General features: G+C 72.6%; 26 protein-coding genes and 1 pseudogene. 2 read left to right on the top strand and 25 right to left on the bottom strand.

Translation table 11 applies throughout. From position 1 onward, the window contains the following. Window positions 1–19 precede the first annotated feature (19 nt). Window positions 20–634 (top strand): M23 family metallopeptidase, encoded by a 615-nt coding sequence (locus ACYVKF_RS05400; protein WP_460965358.1) that lies wholly within the window; start codon window positions 20–22, stop codon window positions 632–634. Window positions 635–653: 19 nt separating this feature from the next. On the opposite strand, the gene ACYVKF_RS05395 is transcribed toward ACYVKF_RS05400, so the two are convergent. The 10 genes from ACYVKF_RS05395 to rplS all read right to left on the bottom strand — a co-directional run bounded on the left by ACYVKF_RS05395 (window position 654) and on the right by rplS (window position 9,415). After that, entirely contained in the window at window positions 654–1,487 is an 834-nt protein-coding gene (locus tag ACYVKF_RS05395; RefSeq protein WP_056915127.1) for a DUF3152 domain-containing protein, read from the bottom strand. A 157-nt stretch (window positions 1,488–1,644) separates the two neighbouring features. Then, window positions 1,645–2,580 carry a tyrosine recombinase XerC gene (locus ACYVKF_RS05390; RefSeq protein ID WP_235529051.1) on the bottom strand — a complete coding sequence of 312 codons (936 nt, stop codon included), beginning with the start codon at window positions 2,578–2,580 and terminating at the stop codon, window positions 1,645–1,647. Window positions 2,581–2,642: 62 nt separating this feature from the next. Then, window positions 2,643–3,761: a DNA-processing protein DprA gene (gene dprA / locus ACYVKF_RS05385; RefSeq protein ID WP_460965356.1), complete on the bottom strand. Its 1,119-nt coding sequence runs from the start codon at window positions 3,759–3,761 to the stop codon at window positions 2,643–2,645. Beyond that, entirely contained in the window at window positions 3,758–5,296 is a 1,539-nt protein-coding gene (locus tag ACYVKF_RS05380; protein WP_460965354.1) for a YifB family Mg chelatase-like AAA ATPase, read from the bottom strand. Before ACYVKF_RS05380 ends, dprA begins: the two co-directional genes overlap by 4 nt. Further along, on the bottom strand, window positions 5,293–5,679 hold the full coding sequence (locus tag ACYVKF_RS05375; RefSeq protein ID WP_056915141.1) for a YraN family protein: 387 nt from the start codon (window positions 5,677–5,679) through the stop codon (window positions 5,293–5,295). Before ACYVKF_RS05375 ends, ACYVKF_RS05380 begins: the two co-directional genes overlap by 4 nt. A 105-nt stretch (window positions 5,680–5,784) precedes the next feature. Beyond that, window positions 5,785–6,102 carry a DUF2469 domain-containing protein gene (locus tag ACYVKF_RS05370; RefSeq protein ID WP_056883649.1) on the bottom strand — a complete coding sequence of 106 codons (318 nt, stop codon included), beginning with the start codon at window positions 6,100–6,102 and terminating at the stop codon, window positions 5,785–5,787. Further along, window positions 6,099–6,914: a ribonuclease HII gene (locus tag ACYVKF_RS05365; RefSeq protein ID WP_460965351.1), complete on the bottom strand. Its 816-nt coding sequence runs from the start codon at window positions 6,912–6,914 to the stop codon at window positions 6,099–6,101. The genes ACYVKF_RS05370 and ACYVKF_RS05365 overlap by 4 nt, the downstream gene beginning before the upstream one ends. 3 nt (window positions 6,915–6,917) lie before the next feature. After that, window positions 6,918–8,195, bottom strand: a complete 1,278-nt coding sequence (gene lepB, locus ACYVKF_RS05360) for a signal peptidase I (protein ID WP_460965349.1) — start codon at window positions 8,193–8,195, stop codon at window positions 6,918–6,920. Then, window positions 8,192–8,920, bottom strand: a complete 729-nt coding sequence (gene lepB, locus ACYVKF_RS05355; protein WP_235529053.1) for a signal peptidase I — start codon at window positions 8,918–8,920, stop codon at window positions 8,192–8,194. Before lepB (ACYVKF_RS05355) ends, lepB (ACYVKF_RS05360) begins: the two co-directional genes overlap by 4 nt. Before the next feature lie 135 nt (window positions 8,921–9,055). Then, complete coding sequence (gene rplS, locus ACYVKF_RS05350; protein WP_056915142.1) at window positions 9,056–9,415, bottom strand: 50S ribosomal protein L19; 360 nt, start codon at window positions 9,413–9,415, stop codon at window positions 9,056–9,058. Between the two features lie 238 nt (window positions 9,416–9,653). On the opposite strand from rplS, the gene ACYVKF_RS05345 reads away from it, so the two are divergent. Further along, window positions 9,654–10,412, top strand: a complete 759-nt coding sequence (locus ACYVKF_RS05345; RefSeq protein WP_056917195.1) for an ABC transporter permease — start codon at window positions 9,654–9,656, stop codon at window positions 10,410–10,412. On the opposite strand, the gene trmD is transcribed toward ACYVKF_RS05345, so the two are convergent. The 15 genes and pseudogenes from trmD to ACYVKF_RS05270 all read right to left on the bottom strand — a co-directional run bounded on the left by trmD (window position 10,395) and on the right by ACYVKF_RS05270 (window position 25,506). Beyond that, window positions 10,395–11,654, bottom strand: a complete 1,260-nt coding sequence (trmD, locus tag ACYVKF_RS05340) for a tRNA (guanosine(37)-N1)-methyltransferase TrmD (protein WP_460965346.1) — start codon at window positions 11,652–11,654, stop codon at window positions 10,395–10,397. The genes ACYVKF_RS05345 and trmD overlap by 18 nt on opposite strands. Window positions 11,655–11,664: 10 nt before the next feature. Continuing rightward, the gene (gene rimM / locus ACYVKF_RS05335; protein WP_056915144.1) at window positions 11,665–12,213 is read right to left on the bottom strand and encodes a ribosome maturation factor RimM; all 549 of its coding nucleotides are present in this window, start codon (window positions 12,211–12,213) and stop codon (window positions 11,665–11,667) included. 94 nt (window positions 12,214–12,307) lie between these two features. Further along, window positions 12,308–12,550 (bottom strand): RNA-binding protein, encoded by a 243-nt coding sequence (locus ACYVKF_RS05330; RefSeq protein ID WP_056915145.1) that lies wholly within the window; start codon window positions 12,548–12,550, stop codon window positions 12,308–12,310. A gap of 2 nt (window positions 12,551–12,552) precedes the next feature. Continuing rightward, window positions 12,553–13,074 carry a 30S ribosomal protein S16 gene (gene rpsP, locus ACYVKF_RS05325; RefSeq protein WP_056915146.1) on the bottom strand — a complete coding sequence of 174 codons (522 nt, stop codon included), beginning with the start codon at window positions 13,072–13,074 and terminating at the stop codon, window positions 12,553–12,555. A gap of 218 nt (window positions 13,075–13,292) precedes the next feature. Further along, window positions 13,293–14,846, bottom strand: a complete 1,554-nt coding sequence (locus ACYVKF_RS05320) for an SDR family NAD(P)-dependent oxidoreductase (protein WP_460965343.1) — start codon at window positions 14,844–14,846, stop codon at window positions 13,293–13,295. Next, on the bottom strand, window positions 14,843–15,307 hold the full coding sequence (locus ACYVKF_RS05315; protein WP_460965341.1) for an RrF2 family transcriptional regulator: 465 nt from the start codon (window positions 15,305–15,307) through the stop codon (window positions 14,843–14,845). The genes ACYVKF_RS05320 and ACYVKF_RS05315 overlap by 4 nt, the downstream gene beginning before the upstream one ends. Before the next feature lie 56 nt (window positions 15,308–15,363). After that, a complete protein-coding gene (locus tag ACYVKF_RS05310) occupies window positions 15,364–15,690 on the bottom strand; it encodes a TOBE-like domain-containing protein (RefSeq protein ID WP_460965544.1) in 327 nt (108 codons plus the stop codon). 30 nt (window positions 15,691–15,720) lie between these two features. After that, window positions 15,721–16,374 (bottom strand): annotated as a pseudogene (locus ACYVKF_RS05305) (sulfate/molybdate ABC transporter ATP-binding protein); the annotation flags it as partial. Next, window positions 16,371–17,180 carry a sulfate ABC transporter permease subunit CysW gene (cysW, locus tag ACYVKF_RS05300; protein ID WP_056918201.1) on the bottom strand — a complete coding sequence of 270 codons (810 nt, stop codon included), beginning with the start codon at window positions 17,178–17,180 and terminating at the stop codon, window positions 16,371–16,373. The gene cysW and the pseudogene ACYVKF_RS05305, both read right to left, overlap by 4 nt. Continuing rightward, on the bottom strand, window positions 17,177–18,067 hold the full coding sequence (gene cysT, locus ACYVKF_RS05295) for a sulfate ABC transporter permease subunit CysT (RefSeq protein WP_460965338.1): 891 nt from the start codon (window positions 18,065–18,067) through the stop codon (window positions 17,177–17,179). Before cysT ends, cysW begins: the two co-directional genes overlap by 4 nt. A gap of 3 nt (window positions 18,068–18,070) precedes the next feature. Then, window positions 18,071–19,105: a sulfate ABC transporter substrate-binding protein gene (locus ACYVKF_RS05290; RefSeq protein WP_460965336.1), complete on the bottom strand. Its 1,035-nt coding sequence runs from the start codon at window positions 19,103–19,105 to the stop codon at window positions 18,071–18,073. A gap of 351 nt (window positions 19,106–19,456) precedes the next feature. Continuing rightward, entirely contained in the window at window positions 19,457–20,542 is a 1,086-nt protein-coding gene (locus ACYVKF_RS05285; RefSeq protein ID WP_460965334.1) for an amidohydrolase family protein, read from the bottom strand. Between the two features lie 75 nt (window positions 20,543–20,617). Then, entirely contained in the window at window positions 20,618–21,469 is an 852-nt protein-coding gene (locus tag ACYVKF_RS05280; RefSeq protein ID WP_460965332.1) for an alpha/beta fold hydrolase, read from the bottom strand. Continuing rightward, complete coding sequence (ffh, locus tag ACYVKF_RS05275; RefSeq protein WP_056915153.1) at window positions 21,466–23,073, bottom strand: signal recognition particle protein; 1,608 nt, start codon at window positions 23,071–23,073, stop codon at window positions 21,466–21,468. The genes ACYVKF_RS05280 and ffh overlap by 4 nt, the downstream gene beginning before the upstream one ends. A gap of 54 nt (window positions 23,074–23,127) precedes the next feature. Further along, the gene (locus tag ACYVKF_RS05270; protein WP_056918205.1) at window positions 23,128–25,506 is read right to left on the bottom strand and encodes a [protein-PII] uridylyltransferase; all 2,379 of its coding nucleotides are present in this window, start codon (window positions 25,504–25,506) and stop codon (window positions 23,128–23,130) included. Window positions 25,507–25,645: the final 139 nt, after the last annotated feature.

The following is a 25,645-nucleotide window of genomic DNA, read 5'->3' as shown; positions in this document are numbered from 1 at the left end:
GGCGCGCACGGTCGAGGGCATGAGATCGCTCGCCTCCGTCCTGCTGCCTGCCGCGGCCGCGGCCCTCGCCGTCACGACCGTGTCGACCGTGGTCGCTCCTGCCCGCACGTCCGTGGAGCCACCGCAGGTGGCGACGGGCAGCGCGCCCGCGCCACCCGTGCACAACACCCACGCCGCGCTCGCCGCGCCCACCGGCGACGGGCCCGTCCCGCAGGTGGCTCCCCGGGGTCGGTGGATGTGGCCCCTGACGCCCCGCCCGAGCGTCGCACGACCCTTCGTGCGGCCCGCGACGACCTGGGGAGCCGGTCACCGGGGAGTCGACCTGACCAGCTCGCAGGGCAGTGCCGTGCGCGCCGTCGACGCCGGCGTCGTCGCGCACGTGGGGGTGGTCGCGGGACGCGGAACCGTGACGGTGCTGCACCGGTCGGGTCTGCGCTCCACCTACGAACCCGTGGACCCGGCCGTCGCCGTCGGTGACGAGGTCGGCCGGGGCCAGGTGATCGGCACGGTCTCGGCAGGAGGGCACTGCCTCCCCTCCACCTGCCTGCACCTGGGTGCCCTGCGGGGGACCCGCTACCTCGACCCGATGACCTTGCTGGGCTCCTCCCGCGTCAGGCTGCTGCCGCTGAGGTGAGTCGGCCGGGGCGTCGGCGTCAGGCGCCGCTGGGGTACGGCCAGGGCGTGCAGCCCTGCAGGCTCAACGTCTGCTGGACCATGACCGGAGCCCGGTCGCCCTTCGCGGGGCAGCTGCGGTGCTGGTGACCGAGCCCGTGGCCGACCTCGTGGTTGACCTGGTACTCGCGGTACCGGGCGACATCGGTGCCGTAGCTGTCGTCGCCGAGGACCCAGCGCCGCAGGTTGAGGACGGACCGCTCGCCGTTCCAGCAGGACACCTGCGACAGCGTCTGCATCGGCGCGCAGAGCTTGTCGGTGAGGCCGGGACTGGCCAGCGTCACGCGGATGTCGACATGAGCGCCCTGCTTGGCCTCTGCAGGGGTGACGTTGACGAACCTGATGCCGTCGACCTTCTGCCAACCGCGGCTGTCCAGCAGGACCGACTGGATCGTCGCCGCGACCGTCGTCGGGTCCACGCCGAGGCCACCCTCGATCTCGACGGTGTAGCGCACGGTGCGGCCGGAGGTGGCCGGCTTGACGGCCGGCACGGGGACGACGGTGATGGCGCCGGTGCCATGCTGCGGGACGGACTTGGCGTCGGGTGCCGTGGTCTCCGTCGACGGGGACCCGTCCTCGGAGCTGGTCGTGGTGGTCGACGGCTTCGCCGTGGCGCGCGTCGTGGACGGAGCGGACGCCGAGGCCTTGACCGCCTGGACGGGAGCGGGGTCGTCCTTGGTCAGCTGACGGTAGGCGATGCTGCCGACCAGGACCAGGGCGATCGTTCCTGCGAGGGTGCGCCGCAGCCGCACCTTCCGGCTGGCGCGCCGACGGTGGCTGCTGGGCCGCTGGGCGGCCGGGCCTGGGGTGCTCACGTGCTCGGTCCGGACCTCTCCTGGGGGATCGGTGGCAGGGGCGCCACCTGGTGGGGTGGCAGGTCACGACGGGACACCATTGTCGCCCCTGCACGCTCCGCGGGGTGGGACGGCACGCCCGAGCGGGCCGAAGGGGTGAACCTCGACTCGGTCGTCCTCATGCGCGCGGATGGGCCTGGCGGTAGGACTGCTTGAGGCGGTCGACCGACACGTGGGTGTAGATCTGCGTCGTGGCCAGGGACGCGTGCCCGAGCAGCTCCTGCACGAGCCGCAGGTCGGCGCCGCCCTCGAGCAGGTGCGTCGCTGCGCTGTGCCGCAGCCCGTGCGGGCCCACGTCAGGCGCATCCGGCACGTGGGCCAACAACGTGTGCACCGCGGAACGGATCTGACGGGGGTCGGCCCGGCGACCTCGGCGGCCGAGCAGCAGGGCGGGGCCGCTGTCCTGCGTCACCACCTGGGGTCGGCCGAGCTCCAGCCAGGCCACCACGGCGTCGCGGGCGGGGGCCCCGAACGGCACGGTGCGTTCCTTGCCGCCCTTGCCCATGACCCGGACGACTCCCCTGTCCAGGTCGACGTCGTCGACGTCGAGGGCAGTGAGCTCACCCACGCGGATCCCGCTGGCGTAGAGCAGCTCGAGGGCGGCGCGGTCGCGCAGGTGCAGCGCGTCCTGGTCGTCACTGGCCACGGCCGCGATGTCGAGCAGCGCGGTGGCATCGGCCTGGCGCAGGACCTCGGGCAGGTGGCCCCCGCGCTTGGGTGCCGCAAGGCGCAACGAGGGGTCGAGCGCGATCCGGCCGGTCCGGGTCGCCCACCCGAGGAAGGTGCGAGCGGCCGCCGACCGGCGCGCGATCGTGGCCCTGGCCGCCCCCGCCTGCGCCTGCGCCGCCAACCACGCCCTCAGGTCCTTCAAGGTGACGTCCGCGGGGCCGTCGATGCCGGCCTCCCCGAGGAAGCGGACGAGAGTGCGGACATCGCCGAGATAGGCCCGCACGGTGTGCTCCGAGCGCCCGCGCTCGCTGCGCAGGTGGCGCTCGAAGGAGGCGACGGCCTCCGCCCAGGCGTCCACGTCGTCCACCCCCTGTGCCTTTTCCACGTCGCCACCGTCGCAAAGCCCCACGCCGTGCACAAGCCGCCACCCCGCCGGACGCTCCACCACTACGCGCGTGCGCGACGAGGCACGCGGCGGTACCCGTCCTCGTCGTGGCTCACGAGCCGGGTGAGCCCGAGCACCCCCAGCGCACCGACGACCTCGCCCTCGCTCATCCCGCAGAGCCTGGCCAGCCTGCTCGGCGTGGTGGAACTACCCACCCGCAGTGCGGCCAGGACCACCCGGTGGGAGGGGTCGAGGTCGTCGCCCGGGTCCTGCCGGCCGCGCTTCACCGGCGCGAGCTCCCCGATCGGACCCACCGCCTCGAGCACCTCGGCCGTGTCGGTGACGAGCAGGGCGCCGTCGCGGATGAGCACGTGGCACCCGGCCGACACCGCTGATGTCACCGGCCCGGGTACCGCACAGACCACGCGCTGGTGCTCCAGGGCGGTCTTCGCCGTGTTGCGCGAACCCGAACGCAGCCCCGCCTCCACCACGACGGTGCCCCGGCTCATCGTCGCGATCACGCGGTTGCGGCTGAGGAACCGCCAGCGGGTCGGAGCCGAACCGGGTGGCACCTCGCTGACGACGGCTCCGGCGTCGGCGACCCGGGCCAGCAGTCCGGCGTGCCCGGCGGGGTACGGCCGGTCCACGCCGCCCGCGACGACCGCGACGGTCACCCCGTCGACGGCCAGGGCCCCCTCGTGGGCCGCGCCGTCGATGCCGTACGCAGCACCCGAGACCACCGTCCAGCCGCGCTCGGCCAGTCCGGCCGAGATCTCCTTGGCCTGGTGCAGGCCGTACCCCGACGCCGCCCTGGCGCCGACCACGGACACGCTGCGCTCGCACACCTCGTCCAGCTGCACCGGACCGCGGACCCACAGGCAGAACGGCGGGTTGGCGAGGAGGTTGAGCCCCGTCGGCCACTCGTCGTCGTCGGGCACGACGATGCGGGCGCCCAGGGCGGCCGCGATCTCGAGGTCGCGCTCGACGTCGAGGTCCGGCACCCGCACCGCCATCTGCTGACCCAGGGTGCTCGAGGGATCCACCCCGTGCAGCGCGGCCTCGGCGCCCACCGCCGAGATCAGCCTCGCGGCAGCCGGGTCGCCCGGCTCGACGAGGCGGGCCCAGGCGAGACGGGCCGCTCGATCCCCGGACGGGATCCCGGCGAGCGCGAGCGGACTCATGCCGCCACCGGTCCCTGGTTGCGCAGCGTGAGGGCCGTGCCGAGGTCGTCGCGGGTCGGGCTCGGTCGACCGGCCAGGTCGGCCACCGTCCAGCCCAGGCGCAGCACGCGGTCGTAGCCGCGCAGGGTGAGGTGGCCGCGGTCGAGGGCTCGGTCGAGGTCGGTGGTGATCGACCGGGGCAGCCGGCGCGGACCTCGGCGCAGGAAGGCTCCCGGCACCTGGCTGTTGAGCCGCCACGACGTCTCGCGCCACCGGTCGGCCTGCACCGCCCGGGCCCGGGCCACCCGCTCGGCGACCACCGCGCTGGACTCCCCCGGCGCGCTGCCGAGCGAGGAGAAGGTGACCGGCGGGACCTGGACCTGCAGGTCGACCCGGTCCAGCAGGGGTCCGGACAGCTTGGCGACGTAGGCGCGCTTGGCCATCGGGGTGCACGTGCACCCGATCCCCTTCCCGAACCCCAGACCGCACGGGCAGGGGTTGGCCGCCATGACGAGCTGGAACCGGGCCGGGAAGCGCACCGCAGTCCGCGCCCGGGACACGACGACCTGCCCCGACTCCAGCGGCTGCCGCAGCGCCTGGAGCGCGCCGGTGCGGAACTCGGGGGCCTCGTCGAGGAAGAGGACGCCGTGGTGGGCCTGGGAGATCGAGCCCGGGCGCACGGCACCGCTGCCGCCGCCGATGATCGCCGCCTGCGTCGCGCTGTGGTGCGGCGCGATGAACGGTGGCACGAACTCGACCCCGACCTCGGCGGCCTCGAGGCCGAGCAGGGACTTCACCGCAAGGACGTCGATCGACTGCTCCCGGGTCAGCCTCGGCAGGATCGAGACCAGCCGCTCGGCCAGCATCGTCTTCCCCGAGCCGGGCGGCCCGAGCAGGAACAGGTGGTGCCCGCCCGCAGCAGCCAGCTCGAGCGCCGTGCGGGCCTCGGGCTGACCGGCGACGTCGGCGAGGTCCGGGCCCGGCGCCTGCGGCGTCGCCGGTCGGGGCGCCGTGTCGGGGACCCCGAGCGCCAGGCGGTCGCCGCCGTCGCCGTAGGCGGTCACCAGGTCGTGCAGGTGGTCGACGGCGTGCACCGCGATCTCGGGGACCAGCCGCGCCTCGGCAGCGTTGGCGACCGGCACGACGACATCGCGGCAGCCGGCACGGGCGGCCGCGAGCACCGCGGGCAGGACGCCCCGCACCGCCCTGATGGTGCCGTCCAGCCCGAGCTCTCCGAGGTGGACGACCTCGCGGACCCGCGGTGCCGGGACCAGCCCCAGCGCCGCCAGCACCGCCACCGCGATCGGCAGGTCGAACCCGCTGCCGTTCTTGGGGATCGAGGCGGGCGACAGGTTGACGGTGAACCGCTCCTGGGCCAGGGACCGGCCGATGCTCGCCGTCGCTGCCTTGACGCGGTTGGGCGACTGCGCGCACGCGGCGTCCGGGAGCCCACCCAGCATGAACGCCGGCAACCCACCGGACCGGTGCGCCTCGACGTCCACCACCGTGCCGACCAGCCCTTCGAGCGCCACCGACCGGGTGCGCCCGAAGGTCATGACCCGACCCCCACCAGGTGCCGCAGCTGGGCCCGCCCCGCCTGCGGTCGCAGGATCCCGATGACGTCGATCCGCACCCGGCCGGCGCGCTCGTCGTGGCACTGGAGCCAGGCCGCCACCAGCCGTCGCAGCCGGGCGGCCTTGCGGTGGTCCACCGCCTCGATCGCTCCCCCGAAGCGCTCGGTCGTGCGCGTCTTGACCTCGCAGAAGACCAGGCAGTCGCCGTCACGGGCGACGAGGTCGATCTCGCCGTGCGCGCACCGCCAGTTGCGGTCCACCACCCGCCACCCCTGCTCGGTGAGGTACCTCGCAGCGAGCTCCTCGCCATACCTCCCCAGGATCCTGCGTGGATCGTCACCCGGCTGGGCCGTCGTCTCTGGCATGGCCCCAGCAAAGCCGGGGGGCGGACCGTGGGACGAGCCGCGGCCACCCGCCCTGTGGACGGGGCGCGCTGGAGCGCGCGGCTGTGGACGGCGAGCGGCTGGGACCTAGAAGCCGGAGTCCTTCGGGAGCTCCAGCTCGCTCTTGGCGAGCTCCTCGACGTTGACGTCCTTGAACGTCACCACGCGCACCTGCTTGGCGAACCGGGCAGGACGGTAGATGTCCCAGACCCAGGCGTCCTGCATCGTCACGTCGAAGTAGACCTCGCCGCCGTCGCTGCGGACCTTCACGTCGACGGAGTTGCACAGGTAGAAGCGTCGCTCGGTCTCCACGACGTGCGAGAACAGGCCGACGACGTCGCGGTACTCGCGGTAGAGCGCGAGCTCCATCTCGCTCTCGTACTTCTCGAGGTCCTCAGAACTCATCGCCTGCTCATCTCCGGTTCGTGCGCGGTCGCGGTCGTGCTGTCCTCGCCATCATGGTCGGTGACCGGCTCCGGGTCACGCTCGACCCCGGGAAGTCGCTCGGGAAGTCGCTCGGGAAGTCGCTCGGGAAGTCGCCATGAACGACGGTGCAGCACGCTGGCGCCGTGGGTCTCGAGGGCAGCCATGTGCTCCGGCGCGGCATAGCCCTTGTTGACCTCCCAGCCGTAGACGGGGTGGTCGGGGGCGTGCGCGACCATGATGTCGTCGCGCTCGACCTTGGCGAGGACGGAGGCCGCGGCGACCGACGAGCACTTCAGGTCGGCCTTGATCATCGTGGTGACCGGCGGGGTGACGGGGGTGCCGCCGTCCGCGAAGGCGAACAGTCCCACCTCGTCCGGCGAGGTCAGCCAGTCGTGGTTGCCGTCGAGGATGACCAGGTCGGGGCGGACGTCCACCGCGGCGAGCGCACGGCAGCCGGCCAGCCGCAGGGCTGCGATGATCCCGATCTCGTCGATCTCGGCGGGCGAGGCGTGACCGACGGCGTACGCCAGGCACCAGCGCTGGATGCGCGGCACCATGGCGACCCGTGCCGCCGGGGTGAGCAGCTTGGAGTCCTTGACCCCGGTCGGTGCGCTGCGGCTGGTCTCGTCGATGAGGACGACCCCGACCGTCACCGGTCCGGCGAGCGCTCCCCGGCCGACCTCGTCCATCCCGGCGAGGACCCGGTGCCCGTCACGCTGCAGGGCGCGTTCGACCCGCAGGCTGGGCTTGCGGCTCCCGGTCCGCGCAGCGACTCGTCGTGGTGCCGGCACGGCTCAGCCGCCTGCGCCGCCGTCGCCGCCGGTCACCTCGGCGCCACCGGTCTGCGAGCTCGGGTCGCCCTGTGGCCCGCTCGACGGCGAGTTCGAGGGCTTGGAGGTGTCGCCGGCCGTCGGGTTGGGGACCTTGGCGAACGTCGCCGTGGGGTTCGACAACCAGGTCATGTGGTCCAGCGGCCAGACCAGCGCCACGGCCCGTCCGACGATGAGCCGTTCGTCGACCGACCCCTGGCTGCCGTCGTTCTCGGGGGCGTCGTGGGCCCGGGAGTCCGCCGAGTTGGACCGGTGGTCACCCATGACCCAGACGCGGCCCCGGGGCACGGTGATGTCGAACTCCTGGTCGCTCGCGGAGTCGCCGGGCTTGAGGTACGGCTCCTTGATCGCCGTCCCGTTGACCGTGATCCGGCCCCCTTCGTCGCAGCAGACGACGTGGTCGCCGGGCAGGCCGATGACGCGCTTGATGAGGTGGTTCTCGGAGTTGTCGGGCAGCAGGCCGACGAAGGTCATCGTCTCGCGCAGGGCACTGACGACCTTGCCGTGCGGGACGGTCGGGGTGGCCTCGAGCCACTCGCCCGGGTCGGCGAACACGATGATGTCGCCGCGCTTGAGGTCGATCGGTCCCGGGGTCAGCTTGCTGACGATGACGCGGTCGTTGAGGACGAGGGTGTCCTCCATCGACCCCGAGGGGATGTAGAACGCCTGGAGCAGCCAGGTCTTGACGATGAACGACAGCACGAGGGCCATGCCCACGACGATCGCGAACTCCTTGATGGCGGCGCCCGCCACCGCGGCCAGCCCGGCCTCCTCCTCGACGTCGGTGCCCTCGTCGCGGGGGCCGGTGGCCTCGTCGCGCGGGCCGCTGGCCTCGACCTCGGCGGCGTGGACCTCGGACGCCTCCGCGTCGGACCCGGACCCCCTGGGGGGCTCCTCGCCGTGGGGTTCGCCGCCGGCAGGCACGGGCTCGGGTGCCGTGCCGCCGGCCGGGTCGCTGTGCTGCACGGTGGGGGGCTCCTCGGCGAGGGTCGGGGGGACGCCGGTGTCGTGGTCGGCATCGGGTCGGTCGGCGGGCACGGCGAGCTCGGGGTCGAGCCAGGCAGGGTCACGGCCAGTGGCGGGGTCCGGGTCGGTGGCGGCCTCGTGCCGCAGCCAGGGACTGGGCGCGGCTTCGGTCTCGGCGCCGGGGCGAGCGGTCTCGGCGCCGGTGCGAGCGGTCTCATCGGCGGTGCGGTCGTACCCGAGCCAGCCGCGGTCCGGGGTGCCGGACGGCGGCGTCACCGGGTGCCTGCCGCAGGGATGGTCGCGAGCGAGCTCGGGCGGTCGAAGCCCCCGATGCGGTTCAGCGGCCAGAAGGTGGCGCTCGCGCGACCCACGACGTCGCGGGTGCGGACCGTGCCTCCGCCGGGGTCACCGAGGTGGGCGCGGGAGTCGGCGCTGTCGCTGCGGTGGTCACCCATGACCCACAACCGGCCTGCGGGGACGGTGATGTCGAACGTCAGGTCGCTCGGCACGTCACCGGGGTAGAGGTAGTCCTCCGTCACCGGGACGCCGTTGACCGTGAGCTTGCCCTGGGCGTCGCAGCACACGACGTGGTCACCGGGCAGGCCGATGACGCGCTTGATGAAGTCCTGCTCGCCGAGGTCGACCCCGACGAGCGAGGCGGCCCCGGCCAGGGCGCGGCCCACCAGGCCGTCGTCCTGGTGCGGGCTGCGGTCGGCGGCAGCGAAGGTCGTGGTGCCGTCGAAGACGACCACGTCGCCGCGCTGCACGTCGTCGCCGGACACGAGCTTGTTGACCAGGACGCGGTCGCCCGGCTCGATCGTCGGCTCCATCGACCCCGACGGCACGAAGAACGACTGCACGAGGAAACCCCGGACCACGAGCATGACCAGCAGGGCGGCGCCGACCAGCACGAGCCACGAGGGGCCACGTCGCCGGGGGTGACCGGACTGCGCCGCGCCACGCCCGCTGGCGTGGTCGTCGGCAGTCGCGGAAACGGCCACCGCGTCAGCGTGCGCTGACGGGGTGGCCGGATCCTGCTGGGGTGCTTCGGGTCCGGGGTTCATCGCTTCCGGAGCCTAACCCTCGAGGCTGGGTCGGAGCGTGCCGGGACACCCGAGGGTCGAGATGAGATCGCCCTACTTGGCGGGGATCGTCTCGCGCTTCTCCTTGATCTTGGCGGCCTTGCCGCGCAGGTCACGCAGGTAGTACAGCTTCGCGCGACGGACGTCACCGCGGGTGACGACCTCGATCTTGTCGATGATCGGGGTGTGCAGCGGGAAGGTGCGCTCCACGCCGACGCCGAAGGAGACCTTGCGGACGGTGAAGGTCTCGCCGATGCCCCCACCGTGGCGACGGATGACGACGCCCTTGAAGACCTGGATGCGGGAGCGGGTGCCCTCGACGACCTTGACGTGCACGTTGACGGTGTCACCGGCGCGGAAGGCGGGGACGTCGTCGCGCAGGGAGGCCTTGTCGATCTCGTCGAAACGCTGCATGGCAGATTCGCTTTCTTCTCGGCGCCACAGGTCGCCCAGGCTTGTCGGTCGTGCGTGATGTGTATGGCGCGTGCTGCGCGGGCCGCGTACGTGGCGGTCAGGCCGTGGGCACCGGAACCGGTGCCGCCGTACTCCCCCTGTGGCAGGGGCGCTGGTCGTGCAGACGCAAGGAGTCATTCTGCCACGAGGAGACCCCACCCCTGAAATCGTGACCCACGCCCCGGACTACCGTGTGCGCGTGAGCATCGACCCCGGCTGGCCCGTCGCCCTCGCGCTCGTGGTCCTGCTCGGCATCGCCGTCGGCGCCCACCGGCTCAACGGCTACGGCCTCGAGAAGCCGGCGCTGGTCGCTGCCGCCCGCTCGATCGCCCAGCTCGGCGTCGCCGCCCTGCTCATCACCTCGGTGGTCGAGCACCTGTGGCTGTCGGTGCTGCTCGTCGTGGTCATGTTCGCCCTGGGGGTGCTGACCACCTCGCGCCGGGTCGACGCACCCGGGTCCTGGCCCGCCGCCGCGACCGCCATGGCCGCGGGCGTGGTCCCTGTCCTCGTGGTGGTGCTGGCGACGGGCACCATCCCGCTCGAGGGCATCGCGATCATCCCGATAGCGGGCATCATCGTCGGCAACGCCATGACCGCCCACACCCTGGTGGGGCGTCGGGCCTTCTCCGCCCTGCGCGACGAGCACCCGCAGTACGAGGCGGCTCTCTCCCTCGGCCTCCTGCCCGCGCAGGCGATCCGGGAGATCGTCCACCGTCGCGCACCGGAGGCCCTGCTCCCCGGGCTCGACCAGGTCAAGACCACCGGTGTCGTGACGCTGCCGGGCGCCTTCATCGGGGTGATGCTCGGCGGCGGTTCACCGGTCCAGGCCGCGACCGCGCAGGTCCTCGTGCTCTTCGGGATCATGGCCGCCCAGACCATCACCGTGGGCGTGGCCGAACGGCTGGTGGCCGCCCGTCGGCTGGTGTCGCCGGACCTGCGGTCAGCCCTCGTCGACTGAGCCGCGCCGCGCCTTGGTCAGGTCCACTGTCCCGGGGTACGAACCCTCGCCGGGGACCGCGCGGTACCCGGCCTTGCGGTAGGTGCGCAGGTTGCGCTCGCTGCCCTGACCCGTGTTGATCCAGTAGGTGACGACGTCCGCCGGTGCCGCGGCCTCCGCGTGGGCGAGCAGGGCCCGGCCCAGCCCCCGGCCCTGCAGGTCGGGGGCGACCATGAGGCGCCCCACCTGCCAGGTGGCGGGGTCCTCGGGGTCGCGGCGACCACGCACCGAACCCACCAGCCGCCCCTCGGAGCGGACCATCCACGTGAGCCACTGCGTGAGCCCGTAGACGACCTCCTCCAGCGTCTCGACGAGCGGCGGGATCTCGAACGAGTCGTTGGCCCGGCCCTCGGTGACCCAGCAGGCCCGGCTCAGCGTGAGCAGCTCGGGGGCGTCGGCCGGCGTCGCCAGGGCGACGTCGAAGCCGTCGAGCGCGTTCGTCGCCCGGCCACCGGGCGCGGCCGGCGCGGCCTGCGAGGCGTGCAGCAGGTCGGGACGCCGGGCGGCGGTGCGTTCGAGCCGCTGCTGGTGCCGCCAGGCGGCGATCCGACCGTGGTCCCCGGACAACAGCACCGCGGGGACGTCGCGACGGACGCCGGGGGCCGACTCCCAGGACGAGGGCTTGGTGTAGACGGGGTACTCGAGCAGACCGTCCTCGTGCGACTCCTCGACGAGGGACTCGGCGTTGCCGATCACGCCGGGCAGCAGTCGGGCGACGGCCTCGACGATGGCGAGCACCGCCACCTCCCCCCCGTTGAGCACGTAGTCGCCGAGGGACACGACGGTCACCTCGAGGCCGAGGTCCTGCGCGGCGTGCTCGTGGACCCGCTCGTCGATGCCTTCGTAGCGACCGCAGGCGAAGGCGAGCCACGGCTCGTCCGCGAGCTCGCGCGCCAGGGCCTGGGTGAACGGCACGCCACCGGGTCCGGGGACGATGAGCCGCGGTCGTGCAGCGGTCGGCACGGACGCCGGAGCCGAGCCGGCGACGTGCGCCAGCGCCTCGGCCCACGGCTCGGGTTTCATCACCATGCCGGCGCCACCGCCGTAGGGCGTGTCGTCGACCGTCCGGTGGCGGTCGTGGGCGAACTCGCGCAGGTCGTGCACCTGCAGGTCGAGCAGGCCCTCGCGCCGGGCCTTGCCGATGAGCGACAGGTCGAGGGGCGCGAGGTACTCGGGGAAGATCGAGACGACGTCGAGGCGCATGGTCAGGCGGTCACTCGTCGGCGAGCTCGAGCAGGCCGGGCGGCGGGTCGATGACGACGCGGCGTGACTCCATGTCCACCTCGGGCACGATCGCCTCGACGAACGGCACCAGCGCCTGGCGGCCACCGGTGAGGGTCACGACCAGCAGGTCCTGGGCAGCCCCGGTCTCCAGCCCCGCGACCTCCCCGACGGTGGCCCCTGCCGTGTCGACGACCGTGAGCCCGACGAGCTCGTCCTCGTACCAGCCGTCCTCGTCGTCGTCCACGGCGTCGATGACGTCGCCGAGGGCGACGAAGAGCCGGGTGCCGCGCAGGCCCTCGGCGCCGGTGCGGTCGGGGATCTGTTCGAACCCCAGCAGCCAGACCTTCTGGTGCAGGCGTGCGGTCGCGAGGGTCAGCGCGCGCGGGACCCCGGAGCCCTCGGGGGCCTCGGTGGCGAAGACGACGCCGGGGATGAAGCGGCGCTCCGGGTCGTCGGTGTGGGCCTGCACGGTGACCTCACCGCGCAGGCCGTGGGGCTTGCCGATGCGGGCGACGAGCAGCTGGTCGGTGGCGGGCATGGCCACGATCCTCTCAGGGTGGGTGGTGACATGCCGAGGGCCGCCGGGATCGTGATCCCAGCGGCCCTCGGAACGACCGGTTGTCGGTGCGCGGTCAGCGGACCTTGTCGGTGTCGACGATGTCGACCCGGACGGTGTGCCCGCCGGCCAGCGCACCCATGACGGTGCGCAGGGCGCTCGCGGTCCGGCCGGAACGACCGATCACGCGCCCGAGGTCCTCGGGGTGGACCCGGACCTCGAGCACCTCACCGCGGCGGAGCTCCTTGCGTCGAACGGCAACCTCGTCCTTGTGGTCGACGATGCCCTTCACGAGGTGCTCGAGCGCCTCTTCCAGCACGGTCAGGCCTGGTCCGCGGCGTCGGCCTCGGCGGCCGGGGCCTCCGCGGTCGTGGCCTCGTCAGCCTTGGCCTCTTCGACCTTGGGCTCCTCGACCTTGGGCTCCTCGGCGGGGGCCTCGTCAGCCTTCTTGGCGGCCTTCTTCTTCGGGGTGGTCGCCGTGTCGGCGCCCGCGTCGGACTTGCCGGCGGCGGCGATGGCCGCGTCGTAGAGCTCCTTCTTGGACGGCTTCGCAGCCTTGACCTTGAGGGTGCCCTCGGTGCCGGGCTCGCCCTTGTACTTCTGCCAGTCACCCGTGATCTTCAGCAGGGCGGCGACGGCCTCGGTCGGCTGCGCACCCTGGCCGAGCCAGTACTGGGCGCGGTCCGAGTTGATGTCGATGAGCGACGGCTCCTCGGTGGGGTGGTACTTGCCGATCTCCTCGATGGCACGGCCATCGCGCTTGGCGCGCGAATCCATGACGACGACGCGGTAGAACGGTGCACGGATCTTGCCCATGCGCTTCAGACGGATCTTGACGGCCACGGTGGTGGTGTCTCCTTGTTCGTGTTGTGAGCACGGCGAGACCGCGCACGGTTCGCGCGGGGTGCCGGAACCCGGTGTAGGCGTTCCAGAGCCAGGAGGCCCGGTCCGACGGGCGAAGCGGTGCTCCGCGCCATACGGGGGCCCGTGCCTGGACGGGTACAGCCGCCCATTCTGCCAGATCGCCGGGGGTGCCCCGGACCACGGCGTTCAGGTGTCGGTCACCACGGGCTGGGCCGGTAGTCCTTGACGAAGCAGCCGTACACGTCCTCGCCCGCCTCACCCCGCACGATCGGGTCGTAGACACGGGCCGCGCCGTCGACGAGGTCGAGGGGTGCGTGCCATCCCTCTGCGGCGATCCGCAGCTTCTCGTGGTGGGGGCGCTCGTCGGTGATCCAGCCGGTGTCGACGGCGGTCATGAGGATCCGGTCGGTCTCGAACATCTCCCCCGCGCTGGTGCGGGTCAGCATGTTGAGCGCGGCCTTGGCCATGTTGGTGTGGGGGTGACCCGCGCCCTTGTAGCGGCGCGAGAACTGGCCCTCCATCGCCGAGACGTTGACGACGTAGGCCCGTCGGGCGCCGGCGGCGACCGCCGCCCGCATGGCGGGCCGCAGCCGCGACACGAGGATGAAGGGCGCGGTGGCGTTGCAGAGCTGCACCTCGAGCAGCTCGAGGGGGTCGACCTCCTCGACCTTCTGGGTCCACGAGTTGTTGACCTGGGTGTCGGGCAGCAGCCCCCCGGCGTCGAGCGCGGTCCCGGCGAGGTGGGCGTCGAGGCTGGCGTGACCGGCCGAGAGGGCCATCGCGGTCATCGAGGCTGCCGACCGCGCCGCGAGGACCTCCTCCGCGTGCTCGGGCGACTCTCCCTCGTGGTGGGCGACCTGGTGCTCGCGCAGGGTCCCGATGAGGTTGGCCGGGTGGGCCTCGCTGATCCGGTCGAACGTCACGAGCTCCGGCAGGTCGACGCCCTGGGGCAGCGGCGCGTTCTCGCCGTCGACGAGGTGTCCGTACGACCCCGGCGAGCGCCGCACCGTCTGCGCGGCGTTGTTGATGAGGATGTCGAGCGGACCGGCAGCCGCGACCTCGTCGGCGAGCGCGACGACCTGGGTGGGGTCGCGCAGGTCGATGCCGACGACCTTGAGCCGGTGGATCCAGTCGCCCGAGTCCTCCTGGGCCGCGAAGCGCCTCGCCGCGTCGCGAGGGAACCGGGTGGTGATGGTCAGGTGCGCACCGTCGCGCAGGAGGCGCAGCGCGATGTACATGCCGATCTTCGCCCGACCACCGGTGAGCAGCGCGCGACGACCCGTGAGGTCGGTGCGCTGGTCGCGCTTGGTGTGGCTCAGCTCGGCACAGTCCGGGCAGAGCCAGTGGTAGAACGCGTCGACGAGGGTGTACTCCGCCTTGCAGATGTAGCAGCCGCGGGACTTCATCAGCTCACCCGCATGGGCGCCACGGACGCTGGAGACGAGCGGGATGCCCTTGGTCTCGTCGTCGATCCGCATCGGCGATCCGGTGGCCGTCGCCGCGATGATCGCCTCGTCGTGCTCCACCTGCGGCTGCAGGGCCGCGCGGCGGCGCGACTTGCGGACGCGCTTGTACATCCGTCCCGTCGCCCGCTTGATCGTCTCGATGTCGGGGTGGCCCGCGTCCAGCTCGGGCAGCAGCTCGAGGACCTTGAGCGCGGTGGCCAGGTCGGCGGGGTCGATCTGGTCGAGCTCGGTGGGCGACGTGGTCGGGTCCTGCTCGGACACCGGCCCGCGGGTCGGTTCGCTCATCGGGCGCGCCACGCGTCCGGGTCGGCGGCGAGCGCGGAGACGCGCTCGGGCAGCTCGCCGGAGAGGACGTCCGCCAGGCTGGTCTCGTCGAGCACCGAGCGCAGGCTGGCTCGCACGGCGACCCACACCGTGGGCAGGTGCTCGGCCACGCCGTCGTACCGGGTCTCGTGCGGGCGCAGGCCGCGGACCTCGGCGAGGGGTCCGTCGACGGCACGGAACACGTCACCGAGGCTGATGTCGCGCGGCTCGCGGGCCAGGGCGTAGCCGCCGCGGGCGCCTCTGGTGCTCTTGACGAGGCCGGCGGTCCGGAGGTCGGCCGCGATCGCCTCGAGGAACTTGCGCGGGAGCGTCTGCCGGTATGCCAGCGTCTCCACGCTCACCGGGGCCGCTGCGGTGGTCGCCGCCTCGGCGAGGATGAGCATGGCCCGGACGGCGTACTCCGTGCGCGCCGAGATGTCCACGGGCGCATTGTGTCGCACCCGGAGGGTATGCCGTGCAGCGGGCGTCCTGCGCCGGCTCAGATGGCGAGGGCGGGGTCGAGCTCGTAGGCGTCGGGGCCGTGCGTGGCGCGGGCGTAGACGGTCTCCCCCACCTGGAGGCCGAGGACGTCGGCCTGTCCGCGGGTCACCTGCGCCGCGAACCGCTGCCCGGAGTCCGCCCGCAGGTCGATGCGGACCTCGAAACCCAGCCGCACGACCCGCTCGACGACCGACTCGACGACCCCGCCGGCGGTGCCGGTCAGGGCGTCGGCGGCGACGGCCCGGTCACGGTTGCGCTCGAGCGCGATGTCGTGCGGGCGGACCAGCTGGCCGCCGAGGCGGGCGACCGAGCCCAGGAACGACATGACGAAGTCGTTGGCGGGGCGGTCGTAGAGGGAGACCGGGTCCCCGACCTGCTCGATCCGGCCCTTGTTGAGGACGGCGATCCGGTCGGCGACGTCGAGCGCCTCCTCCTGGTCGTGGGTGACCAGCACCGTGGTCACGTGGACCTCGTCGTGCAGGCGGCGCAGCCACTGGCGCAGGTCGGCCCGAACCTTGGCGTCCAGGGCGCCGAACGGCTCGTCGAGCAGCAGCACCTCCGGGTCGACGGCGAGCGCGCGCGCGAGGGCCATGCGCTGGCGCTGCCCACCGGAGAGCTGGGCCGGGTAGCGGTGCTGGAAGCCGTCGAGGCCGACGATCTCGAGCAGGTCGTCGACCTTCTTCGCGATCTCCGCCTTGGGACGCTTGCGGATGCTCAGGCCGAATGCCACGTTGTCGCGCACCGTCATGTGCTTGAACGCGGCGTAGTGCTGGAAGACGAACCCGATCCCCCGCTTCTGCGGCGCCACACCGGTGACGTCGCGGCCGCCGATGACGATCGAGCCCGCGTCGAGGCGCTCGAGACCGGCGATGGAGCGCAGCAGGGTCGACTTGCCCGAGCCGCTCGGCCCCAGCAGCGCGGTCAGCGTGCCCGCGGGGATGTCGAGCGTCACGTCGTCGAGCGCGGCGAAGTCTCCGTAGTTCTTGCGGGCTCCGGTCACGGTGATCATGTCGTGCTCCTCTTGCGGTCGAGCAGGGTCATCAGCAGCAGGGTGAGGACGGCGAGGCCCATGAGCAGGGTGGCGGCGGCGTACGCGCCATACGTGTTGTGGTCGTCGATGTAGCGGGAGTGGACGAGCAGCGTCAGGGTCTGGGACACCCCGGGGAAGCCGGAGCTGACCATGATCACCGCCCCGAACTCGCCGAGGGCACGGGCGATCGTGAGCACGACCCCGTACGTCAGGCCCCACCGGATGGCGGGCAGCGTGATCCGCCAGAACGTCTGGGCCGAGCTCGCCCCCAGGGTCGAGGCGGCCTGCTCCTGCTCCGTGCCGATCTCGTGCAGGACCGGTTCGACCTCGCGGACGACGAACGGCAGCGTCACGAAGATCGTCGCGATGACCATGCCGGGAAGGCCGAAGATGACGCGGACACCGAGGTTGTTCTCGATGCCCCCGAACCAGCCGCTGGAGCCCCACAGCAGGATGAGCGAGACGCCCACGACGATCGGCGACACCGCGAACGGCAGGTCCACGACCGCCTGGATCAGGCCGCGGCCACGGAACCGCCCGCGCACGAGCGCGAGCGCCGTGCCCACGCCGAAGACGACGTTGAGCGGCACGGTGATGGCCACGATGAGCAGGGAGAGGTTGAGCGCCGAGATGGCGGCCGGGGTGCGGATCGACTCGAGGAACGTCCCCACGCCCTCACCGAAGGTGCGCCACAGGATGAGGACGATCGGCACCCCGATGAGCAGGACGAGGTAGCCGAGGGCGACGGTGCGCAGGCTGAGGCGGGCAGCGGTCGAGGTCCTCATGCCGAGTCCTCCTCGCGCCGCTGGCTGCGTCCGGCGAGGACGCGCAGGACGAACAGGGTGACGAACGCGATCGCGAGCAGGGCCACCGAGACCGCGGCGGCGTTGACCGGCCGGTCGATCTCGATCTGCTGCTGGATGTACTGCGAGGCCACCTGCGTCTTCCGGGGAATGTTGCCGCCGATGAGGACGACCGAGCCGTACTCGCCGATGGCACGGGCGAACGCGAGGCCGGTGCCCCCGATGACGGCCGGTGCCAGGGTGGGCAGCACGACCCGGCGGAACGTCGTCCAGTTCGACGCACCCAGCGAGGCCGCGGCCTCCTCCACCTCGCGGTCGGCCTCGATGAGGACCGGTTGCACCGAGCGCACCACGAACGGCAGCGTCACGAACGCCAGGGCGACGAGCAGACCGGGCTGGGTGGCGTTGAGGTGGATGCCGACCGGGCTGTTGGGGCCGTAGAGGGACAGCAGGACGATGCTCGCGACGATGGTCGGCAGGGCGAACGGCAGGTCGATCAGCGCGTTGACGACGCGCTTGCCCCGGAAGTCGTCACGCACCAGCACCCAGGCGATGAGGGTGCCCATGACGGCGTTGACGAGGGCGACGACGGCCGAGACCGCCACCGTGACGCGCAGGGAGGCCAGGGCCACGGGCGCGGTGACCGCGTCCCAGAAGCCCGACCAGCCCTCGCCGAACGAGGTCACCGTCAGCGCCGCGAGCGGCAGCAGCACGATGATGCTGAGCCAGAGCCCGACCAGCCCGACTCCGAGGGGGCGGCCGACGCGGCGGCCGAGTCCGCTGCGCGGCGGCGCCGGGCGCGCCGGCAGGGACGACACGTCGGTGTCGTCCCTGCCGGCGCCCGTACGAGGGGTGAGGGTCGTCGTCATGGGTTACGACGTCGCCTTGTCGTAGATCAGCGCGATGGAGCCGGTCTCCTTCTTGAACAGGGTGCCGTCGACCGTCTTCCACCCACCGAGGTCGTCGATGGTCCACAGCTTCTGCGGCTGCGGGAAGTCGGCCGCGAACTCCTTCGCCACGGTCGGGTCGACCGGGCGGAACCCTGCCTGCGCCCACAGCTTCTGCGCCTCGGGCGTGAACAGGAAGTCGTTGAAGGCCTTGGCCTTCGCGAGGTTCTTGCTCTTGCTGATGACGGCCGTCGGGTTCTCGATCTTGAACGTGGTCGGCGGGGTCACGTGCTCGACCGGGTCACCGCTGCGCTCGGCGAACAGCGCCTCGTTCTCGTAGCTGAGCAGGACGTCGCCGGTGCCCTGGAGGAACGTCTCGGTCGCCTCACGACCCGACTTCGGCTGCACCTTGACGTGGTCGCCGACGAGCTTGGAGATGTAGGCGAGGCCCGCGGCCGGGTTCTTGCCACCGTCGCTCTTGGCGGCATACGGGGCCAGCAGGTTCCACTTGGCGCTGCCGGAGCTGAACGGGTTCGGCGTGACGACCTCGATCCCGGGCTTGAGCAGGTCGTCCCAGTCCTTGATGCCCTTGGGGTTGCCCTTGCGGACGACGATCGTGACGACCGAGCCGAACGGGATCCCCTTGTACTGGTTGGCGTTCCAGTCCTTGTCGACCAGGCCGGCGTCCACGAGGCGAGTGATGTCGGGCTCGACCGAGAAGTTGACGAAGTCGGCCGACGCACCCGCGGCGACCTTGCGCGACTGGTCGCCGGAGGCGCCGTAGGACTGCTGGAACTGCACGCCCTTGCCCGCCGCGGTCGCGTTGAACGCGGGGATGAGCTTGTCGTAGCCCACCTTCGGGACGGCGTACGCGTAGAGGTCGATGGTGCTGGTGGCGGCACCCGCGTCGGCGGCCGACGCACCGACCGTGTCGCTCGCGCCTCCCCCGGCACAGGCCGTCATCACCATCGCGCCGACGGTCGCGACGGCGGCCAGGGCGAGGCGGGGGTGACGGTTCATCGTGGGCTCCTTCGGTGCCAGCGGTGCCGGCCGTGGTCACCGGCCGGGCGGCGGGTGATCTCCTATGTGACACCTAGGATTTTGGATAGCGTCGCGTTATCGGTCAAATAACGTGCGCTTATGTCTCGCATCGTGGATGTGGTGATACCGCGCCTTTCGGGACGGGTCGCCCACCCCGCAGCAATGGGCCGCGCAAGCACCGTCTCGGTGAGCGCCAGCTGTCGCCATCGCGGACGGAATGGCGACAGGTCCTGCTCACCGCGCGCGCCCTGGCGGTGTGCCCGGGGCTGAGCCGGGGTATGCCGGGGTGTGCCGGGGGTGTGCCGGGGGTGTGCCGGGGGTGTGCCGGGGTCAGACCTCGGTGCCGCGGAGCACGATGTGCTCCGGCGCGGCTAGGGCCCGGATCTCGCGGCGCGGGTCGGTGGCGTAGACGACGAGGTCGGCGTCCGCCCCCTCCTCCAGCCCGGGGCGACCCAGCCAGGCGCGCGCGCCCCACGTGGCGGCATACAGGGCCTCTGCGTTGCTCAGCCCCGCCTTGGTGAGCTCGTGCGCCTCATCGGCGACGAGCCCGTGGCGCAGGGAGCCGCCGGCGTCGGTGCCGAGGTAGATCGGGATCCCGGCGTCGCGGGCGGCACCGATGGTGGCGTAGCGACGCCCGTGCAGGGCCAGCATCCGCTGGTGGTAGGCGGGGTACTTCTCCTTGGCCGGCTCCGCGATCGCGGGGAAGGTCGCGATGTTGACCAGCGTGGGCACGATGGCGATCTGCTGCTCGGCGAACTGCGCGATGGTCTCGGGCTCGAGCCCGGTGGCGTGCTCGATGCAGTCGGTGCCCGCGGCGGCGAAGTCGTAGAGCGAGGCCTCACCGAAGCAGTGCGCCGTCACCCGCGCCCCCTCTTCGTGGGCGGCCGCGATCGCGTCGCTGAGGACGTCGACGGGCCAGCAGGTCGACAGGTCACCGGTGTCGCGGTCGATCCAGTCGCCGACGAGCTTGACCCACCCGTCGCCCGCCTTCGCCTCGAGCCGGACGCGTTCGACGAGCTGGTCGGGCTCGATCTCGTGGGCGAAGTTGCGGATGTAGCGGCGGGTGCGGGCGATGTGACGGCCGGAGCGGATGACCTTGGGGAGGTCGTCGCGCTGGTCGACCCACCGGGTGTCCGCCGGCGACCCGGCATCACGGATGAGCAGCGTGCCGGCCTCCCGGTCGGCGAGCGCCTGCGCCTCCGCGGTCGCGTCGTCCACCGCCCCGTGGGCGTCGAGGCCGACGTGGCAGTGCGCGTCCACGAGCCCCGGCAGCACCCAGCCACGCAGGGTCTGGACGTCGCCACCGGCTCCCGTCGGCCGCTCGAAGGTCAGCCGTCCACCGACCACCCACGCCTCGGGACGGACGTCCTCCGGGCCGACGAGGATCTCACCCTGCAGGTGCAGCACCGTTGCCATGGAACGACCCTAGCGACGGGCGGCCACGATCTCGCGGGAGCCGGCCGCGTCCGGGTACGGGAGGTGGACCGACGGTCAGGAGGTCTCGGCGAGCGGTCGCACGAACCGGCGCAGCGCCTCCACGACCACCTCGGGGGCGTCCGTGTGCACCCAGTGGGAGGCACCCTTGACCGTCAGCTGTCGCACCTTCGGGAAGAGGGCCTGCATCGCGGGCAGGTCCTCGTCACGGATGTACTCGGACTCGGACCCGGCGATCCAGAGCACCGGGCCGTCGTACGGCGCCAGGTCGGCGGCCGCGTCCGGCCAGCCGGCGATGACCGAACCCGTCCCCTTGGCTGCGTCTGCCGAGAAGAGCCCGAGGTTGGCCTGCCAGTGCCAGGTGTCGCCGTCGCGCCGCAGGTTCTGCATGAGGAACGCCTTGACGCCACGGTTCGGCTCCTCGAACCGCGTCTCGGCGTCACCGCGGCTGGTCAGCTCGTCCAGCGGCAGGCGTTCCATCTCGGCGATGTAGCCGCTGAACCGGTCGAGGCTGCCGTAGGACTTCGGCGCGATGTCGACGACGACGAGGCGCGCGACGAGCTCCGGGTGCCGGAGGGCGAGCAGCATCGCGGTCTTGCCGCCGAGCGAGTGCCCGACGACCATCCAGCGCGCATCCGCGTCGATGCCGCGCAGGGTCGCCGCCACCGCATCGGCGTAGGCCGTGAACGAGAACTCCTCCGTCCACGGGGAGCGCCCGTGGTCGGGCAGGTCGACCAGCGTCGAACGGGCGCCGTCGCCGCCGGGCCCGGCGAGGGCCTTGGCGATCTGTGACCAGTTGCGGCCCTGGCCGAACAAGCCGTGCAGGAACGCCACCCGCGGCCCGGCGGTGCCGACCGACAGGGTGTGCAGCGACGGCCCGCGCCCAGACGGCTGCGCGCCGTCGCTCACCGGCCGAGGAACTTCTCGAAGCCTGCGGGCAGCTGGCTCGGGTCCATGTCGGCGGGCGCCCCACCGGTCGCACCGGCGCCGAAGGCAGCGCCGCCTCCGGTCCGCGGCGCCGTGGACTTCTCCGCGGCGGCACGCTCCTCGGCGGCCCGCTTGGCCGGGTTGCCGGACTTGGACTTCTTGCGCTGGGGCTGCTGCTTGCCGCGCTTGCCGGCGCCGCCACCCATACCGGGGATGCCCGGCATGCCGGGGATGCCACCGCCCCGGGCGAGCTGCTTCATCATCTTCTGCGCCTCGGTGAAGCGCTCGAGCAGGCCGTTGACCTCGGACACCTCGACCCCCGAGCCCTTGGCGATGCGCAGGCGGCGCGACCCGTTGATCTGCTTGGAGTGGGTGCGCTCGAACGGCGTCATCGATCGGACCATCGCCTCGATGCGGTCGAACTCCCGCGGGTCGAGGTTGTCCAGCTGGGCCTTCATCTGGCCCATGCCCGGCATCATGCCGAGCATCGACTTGAGGCCACCCATCTTCTTCAGGGCGGCCATCTGGTCAAGGAAGTCGTCGAAGGTGAAGTCCTCCTCGGCGAGGAACTTGCGCTGCATCTCCGCCTGCTGGCGGGCGTCGAACGCCTTCTCCGCCTGCTCGATGAGGGTGAGCACGTCACCCATGTCGAGGATGCGCGAGGCCATCCGGTCGGGGTGGAAGACCTCGAAATCCTTCACGCCCTCGCCGGTGCTGGCGAACATGATCGGGCGACCGGTGACCGACGCGACCGACAGCGCGGCGCCACCACGGGCGTCACCGTCGAGCTTGGACAGGACCACGCCGGTGAAGTCGACGCCCTCCTGGAACGCGAGCGCGGTGTCGACGGCGGCTTGGCCGATCATCGCGTCGATGACGAAGAGCACCTCGTCGGGCGAGATGGCCGAGCGGATGTCGGCGGCCTGCTGCATGAGGTTCGCGTCGACGGCGAGGCGTCCGGCGGTGTCGACGATGACGACGTCGTGCTGGTTGCGGCGGGCGTGCTCGATGCCGGCGCGGGACACCCCGACCGGGTCACCGAAGGAACGGGTGCCCTCCCCCGTCGGGCCGACCGCGTCGTGGCCACCGATGTTGCCGCGCTCGGGCGCGTAGACCGGGACCCCTGCCCGCTCTCCGACGACCTCGAGCTGGGTCACGGCGTTCGGGCGCTGGAGGTCGGCGGCGACGAGGATCGGGGTGTGGCCCTGCTCCTTGAGCCAGCGAGCCAGCTTGCCCGCGAGGGTGGTCTTACCGGCGCCCTGCAGACCCGCGAGCATGATGACGGTGGGCGGGTTCTTGGCGAACTGGATCGTCCGCGTCTGCCCGCCGAGGATGCCGACGAGCTCCTCGTTGACGATCTTGACGACCTGCTGGCCGGGGTTGAGCGCCCCGGAGACCTCCGAGCCGAGCGCCCGGTCGCGCACCGCGGAGGTGAACTGCTTCACCACGGGCAGCGAGACGTCGGCGTCGAGCAGGGCGAGCCGGATGTCGCGCACGGTGGCGTTGACATCGGACTCGGACAGCCGCCCCTTGCCCCGGAGGTTCTTGAAGGTGGCGGTCAGGCGGTCGGAAAGTGACGTGAACACGGCCCTCAGACTAATCGGTCGAACCGGGCCGCACCGACACGACCACCAGCAACCTCACGAGCCGGTGGTCGCGCCGTCGCAGATGTCGATGACCATCGCCACGGTCTGGGCCACCTTGGCCGGCGGCAGCAGGCGCCCACCGAACTCGGTGACGTAGAACGTGTCGAGCGTCTGCCCGGCGTAGGTGGCGATGTGCGCGGACCGCACGGACAGACCGGCCTTCGCGAACCCCATACCGAGCTCGTGCAGCAAGCCTGGACGGTCCTGGGCCCGCACCTCGATCACGGTCGCCTCCTCCGAGGCGTGCGGCACCACGAGGGCGCGCGCCTGCCCGGGTGACCCGGTCCCCGCTTCCGCGCTCGGTCGCGCCGCGAACTGGCGGCGGCGGTCGAGCAGCCCCAGCGGGCCCCGGTCACCCTGGGCGAGACGCTCCAGCCCGCGGACGATGCGCTGCTCGTCCGGGGGTTCGGTGCTCGGGCTCTCCACGTGCCACTCGTTGGCCGCCACCCCGTCGACCGTCCGCAGGATGGCCGTGCGGACGACGAGCCCGTATGCCGCGAGCAGGCCCGCGGTGTCGGCGAACAGTCCCAGCCGGTCCCGGTCGAAGACGTCGATGCGGTAGGAACCGCCCTGGGGGCGGACGATGACGCGCGGCTCCCCCGCGGCGACGGACTCGAGGTCCGCGGCGTCCACGGTGGTGCCCTCGGCGGGCGGTGGCATGGTTCCTTCCTCCCACCCGGTCCGGGCGGCGTCGGCGAGCTGGCGCAGCAGGGTGGCGCGCCAGTCGGTCCAGGCCTGCGGCCCGGCGGCCGAGGCGTCCGCCTCGGTGAGGGCGACCAGCAGGTCGAAGACCTCCCGCGCCCCACCGACCGCCTGGCGGGCGGCGGTGACCGTGCCGGGGTCCTGGTGGTCGCGACGGGTGGCGAGGTCGATCAGCGTGAGGTGCTCGCGCACGAGGGTCGTCACGACGTCGACGTCGGCCGGCGGGTAGCCCAGCCGGATGGCGATGGCCCGGGCCAGCGGGGCGCCGGTCGCGGAGTGGTCGTGGGCGCCGGGCACCTTGCCGATGTCGTGCAGCAGCGCGGCCAGCAGCAGCAGGTCGGCGCGGCTCACCCCCCGGACGAGCCCACCGGCGATGACGACGGTCTCGATGAGGTGGCGGTCGACCGTGTGGCGGTGCACCGCGCTGCGCTGCGGGCGGGAGCGCACGGCCGCCCACTCGGGCAGCCAGCGGTCGATGATGCCCGCCTGGTCCAGGCCCTCCCAGACGCCGATGAGGCCCGGGCCGGTGGCGAGCAGGTCCGCGAACAGGTCGCGGGCGATCTCCGGCCAGGGCTCCTCGAGCCGCGGCGGCTGGCCGGCAAGGTTGGCCAGGGTGGTCGGGGCGATGGGCAGGTTGTTGCGCGCAGCGACGACGGCCGCGCGCAGCGGCAGGAGCGGGTCGGTGGACAGGGTGCTGCGCGGACCGAGGACGACCTCGCCGTCGTGCTCGAACATCCCGAACCCGAGCGGGTTGAGCTGCGGGCGGCGGGGACCGACGCGCAGGGTGCGCGCGCGCTGGGACTGTCCGGCGCGCCGTACCGTGCCGTCGAGGGCGTAGGCGATCGTGCGCCCGGCGGTCGCGACCGAGGTGAGCATGTCGTCCGCGTCGGAGTGCCCGAGGAGGGCCGCGACCGCGTCGTGGTCCTCACGGGTGAGTCGGTCACGGCCCTTGCCGGTCACCACGTGCACGGCATCGCGCACGTCGAGGAGCACGCGGTGCGCCTCGTCGACGGTCTCGTGCGGGCGGTCGGTGAGCCAGGCTGCGACGAGCGCGTTGAGGACCGTCATGTCCCGCAGCCCGCCGTGCGCCTCCTTGAGGTCCGCCTCCAGGCTCTGGGCGAGGTCACCGTGGCGGGAGTGCCGCGCGCGCAGGCCCTCGATGAGCTGCGGCAGGCGGCGCCGGGCGTTCGCGCGCCAGTCGTGCGCCACCGTGGACCGCGCTGCGGTGACGACCTCGACATCACCCGCGACGCACTGCAGGTCGAGCAGCCCCACGGCAGCCGTGAGGTCGCCCGATGCCACGGTGCGGCACTGGTTGACGGTACGGACCGAGTGGTCCAGGCGGACCCCTGCATCCCAGACGGGGTACCAGATGCGGTCGGCCAGGCCACGCAGGTCCTCCCCCGACAGGGAGCGGCCGTAGTGGAGCAGGACGAGGTCGACGTCGCTCAGGGGTCCTGCGTCACCCCGGGCGAGGCTGCCCACGGCGGCCAGTGCCACCCCTTCGGGCCGGCGCGACCCGAGGGCCTCCTGCCACACCGTCGTGAGCCAGTCGCGGGTCAGGGCGGCGATGGCGTCACGGCGCGCCTGCCCCGCACCGGGGGCGTCGAAGCCCCGGGCGCCGGCCAGGTCCAGGCGGCGAGCCGCCAGGTCGGTCTGCTCGATCGTCATGGCAGTCACTGTGCCCTTTCGTCATTTCGCGCAGTGCGCACGCGTGTTACGGCTGTGTTAGCGCGTCGGCACGTCACAGGCCGACACCCGGGACGGGGGGATCGTCCCGGGTGTCGGCCGGTGGGTGCTCCGTCGGGGG

The organism is Pedococcus soli, assembly GCF_054782575.1.
This window is presented reverse-complemented; position numbering and strand designations above follow the sequence as displayed.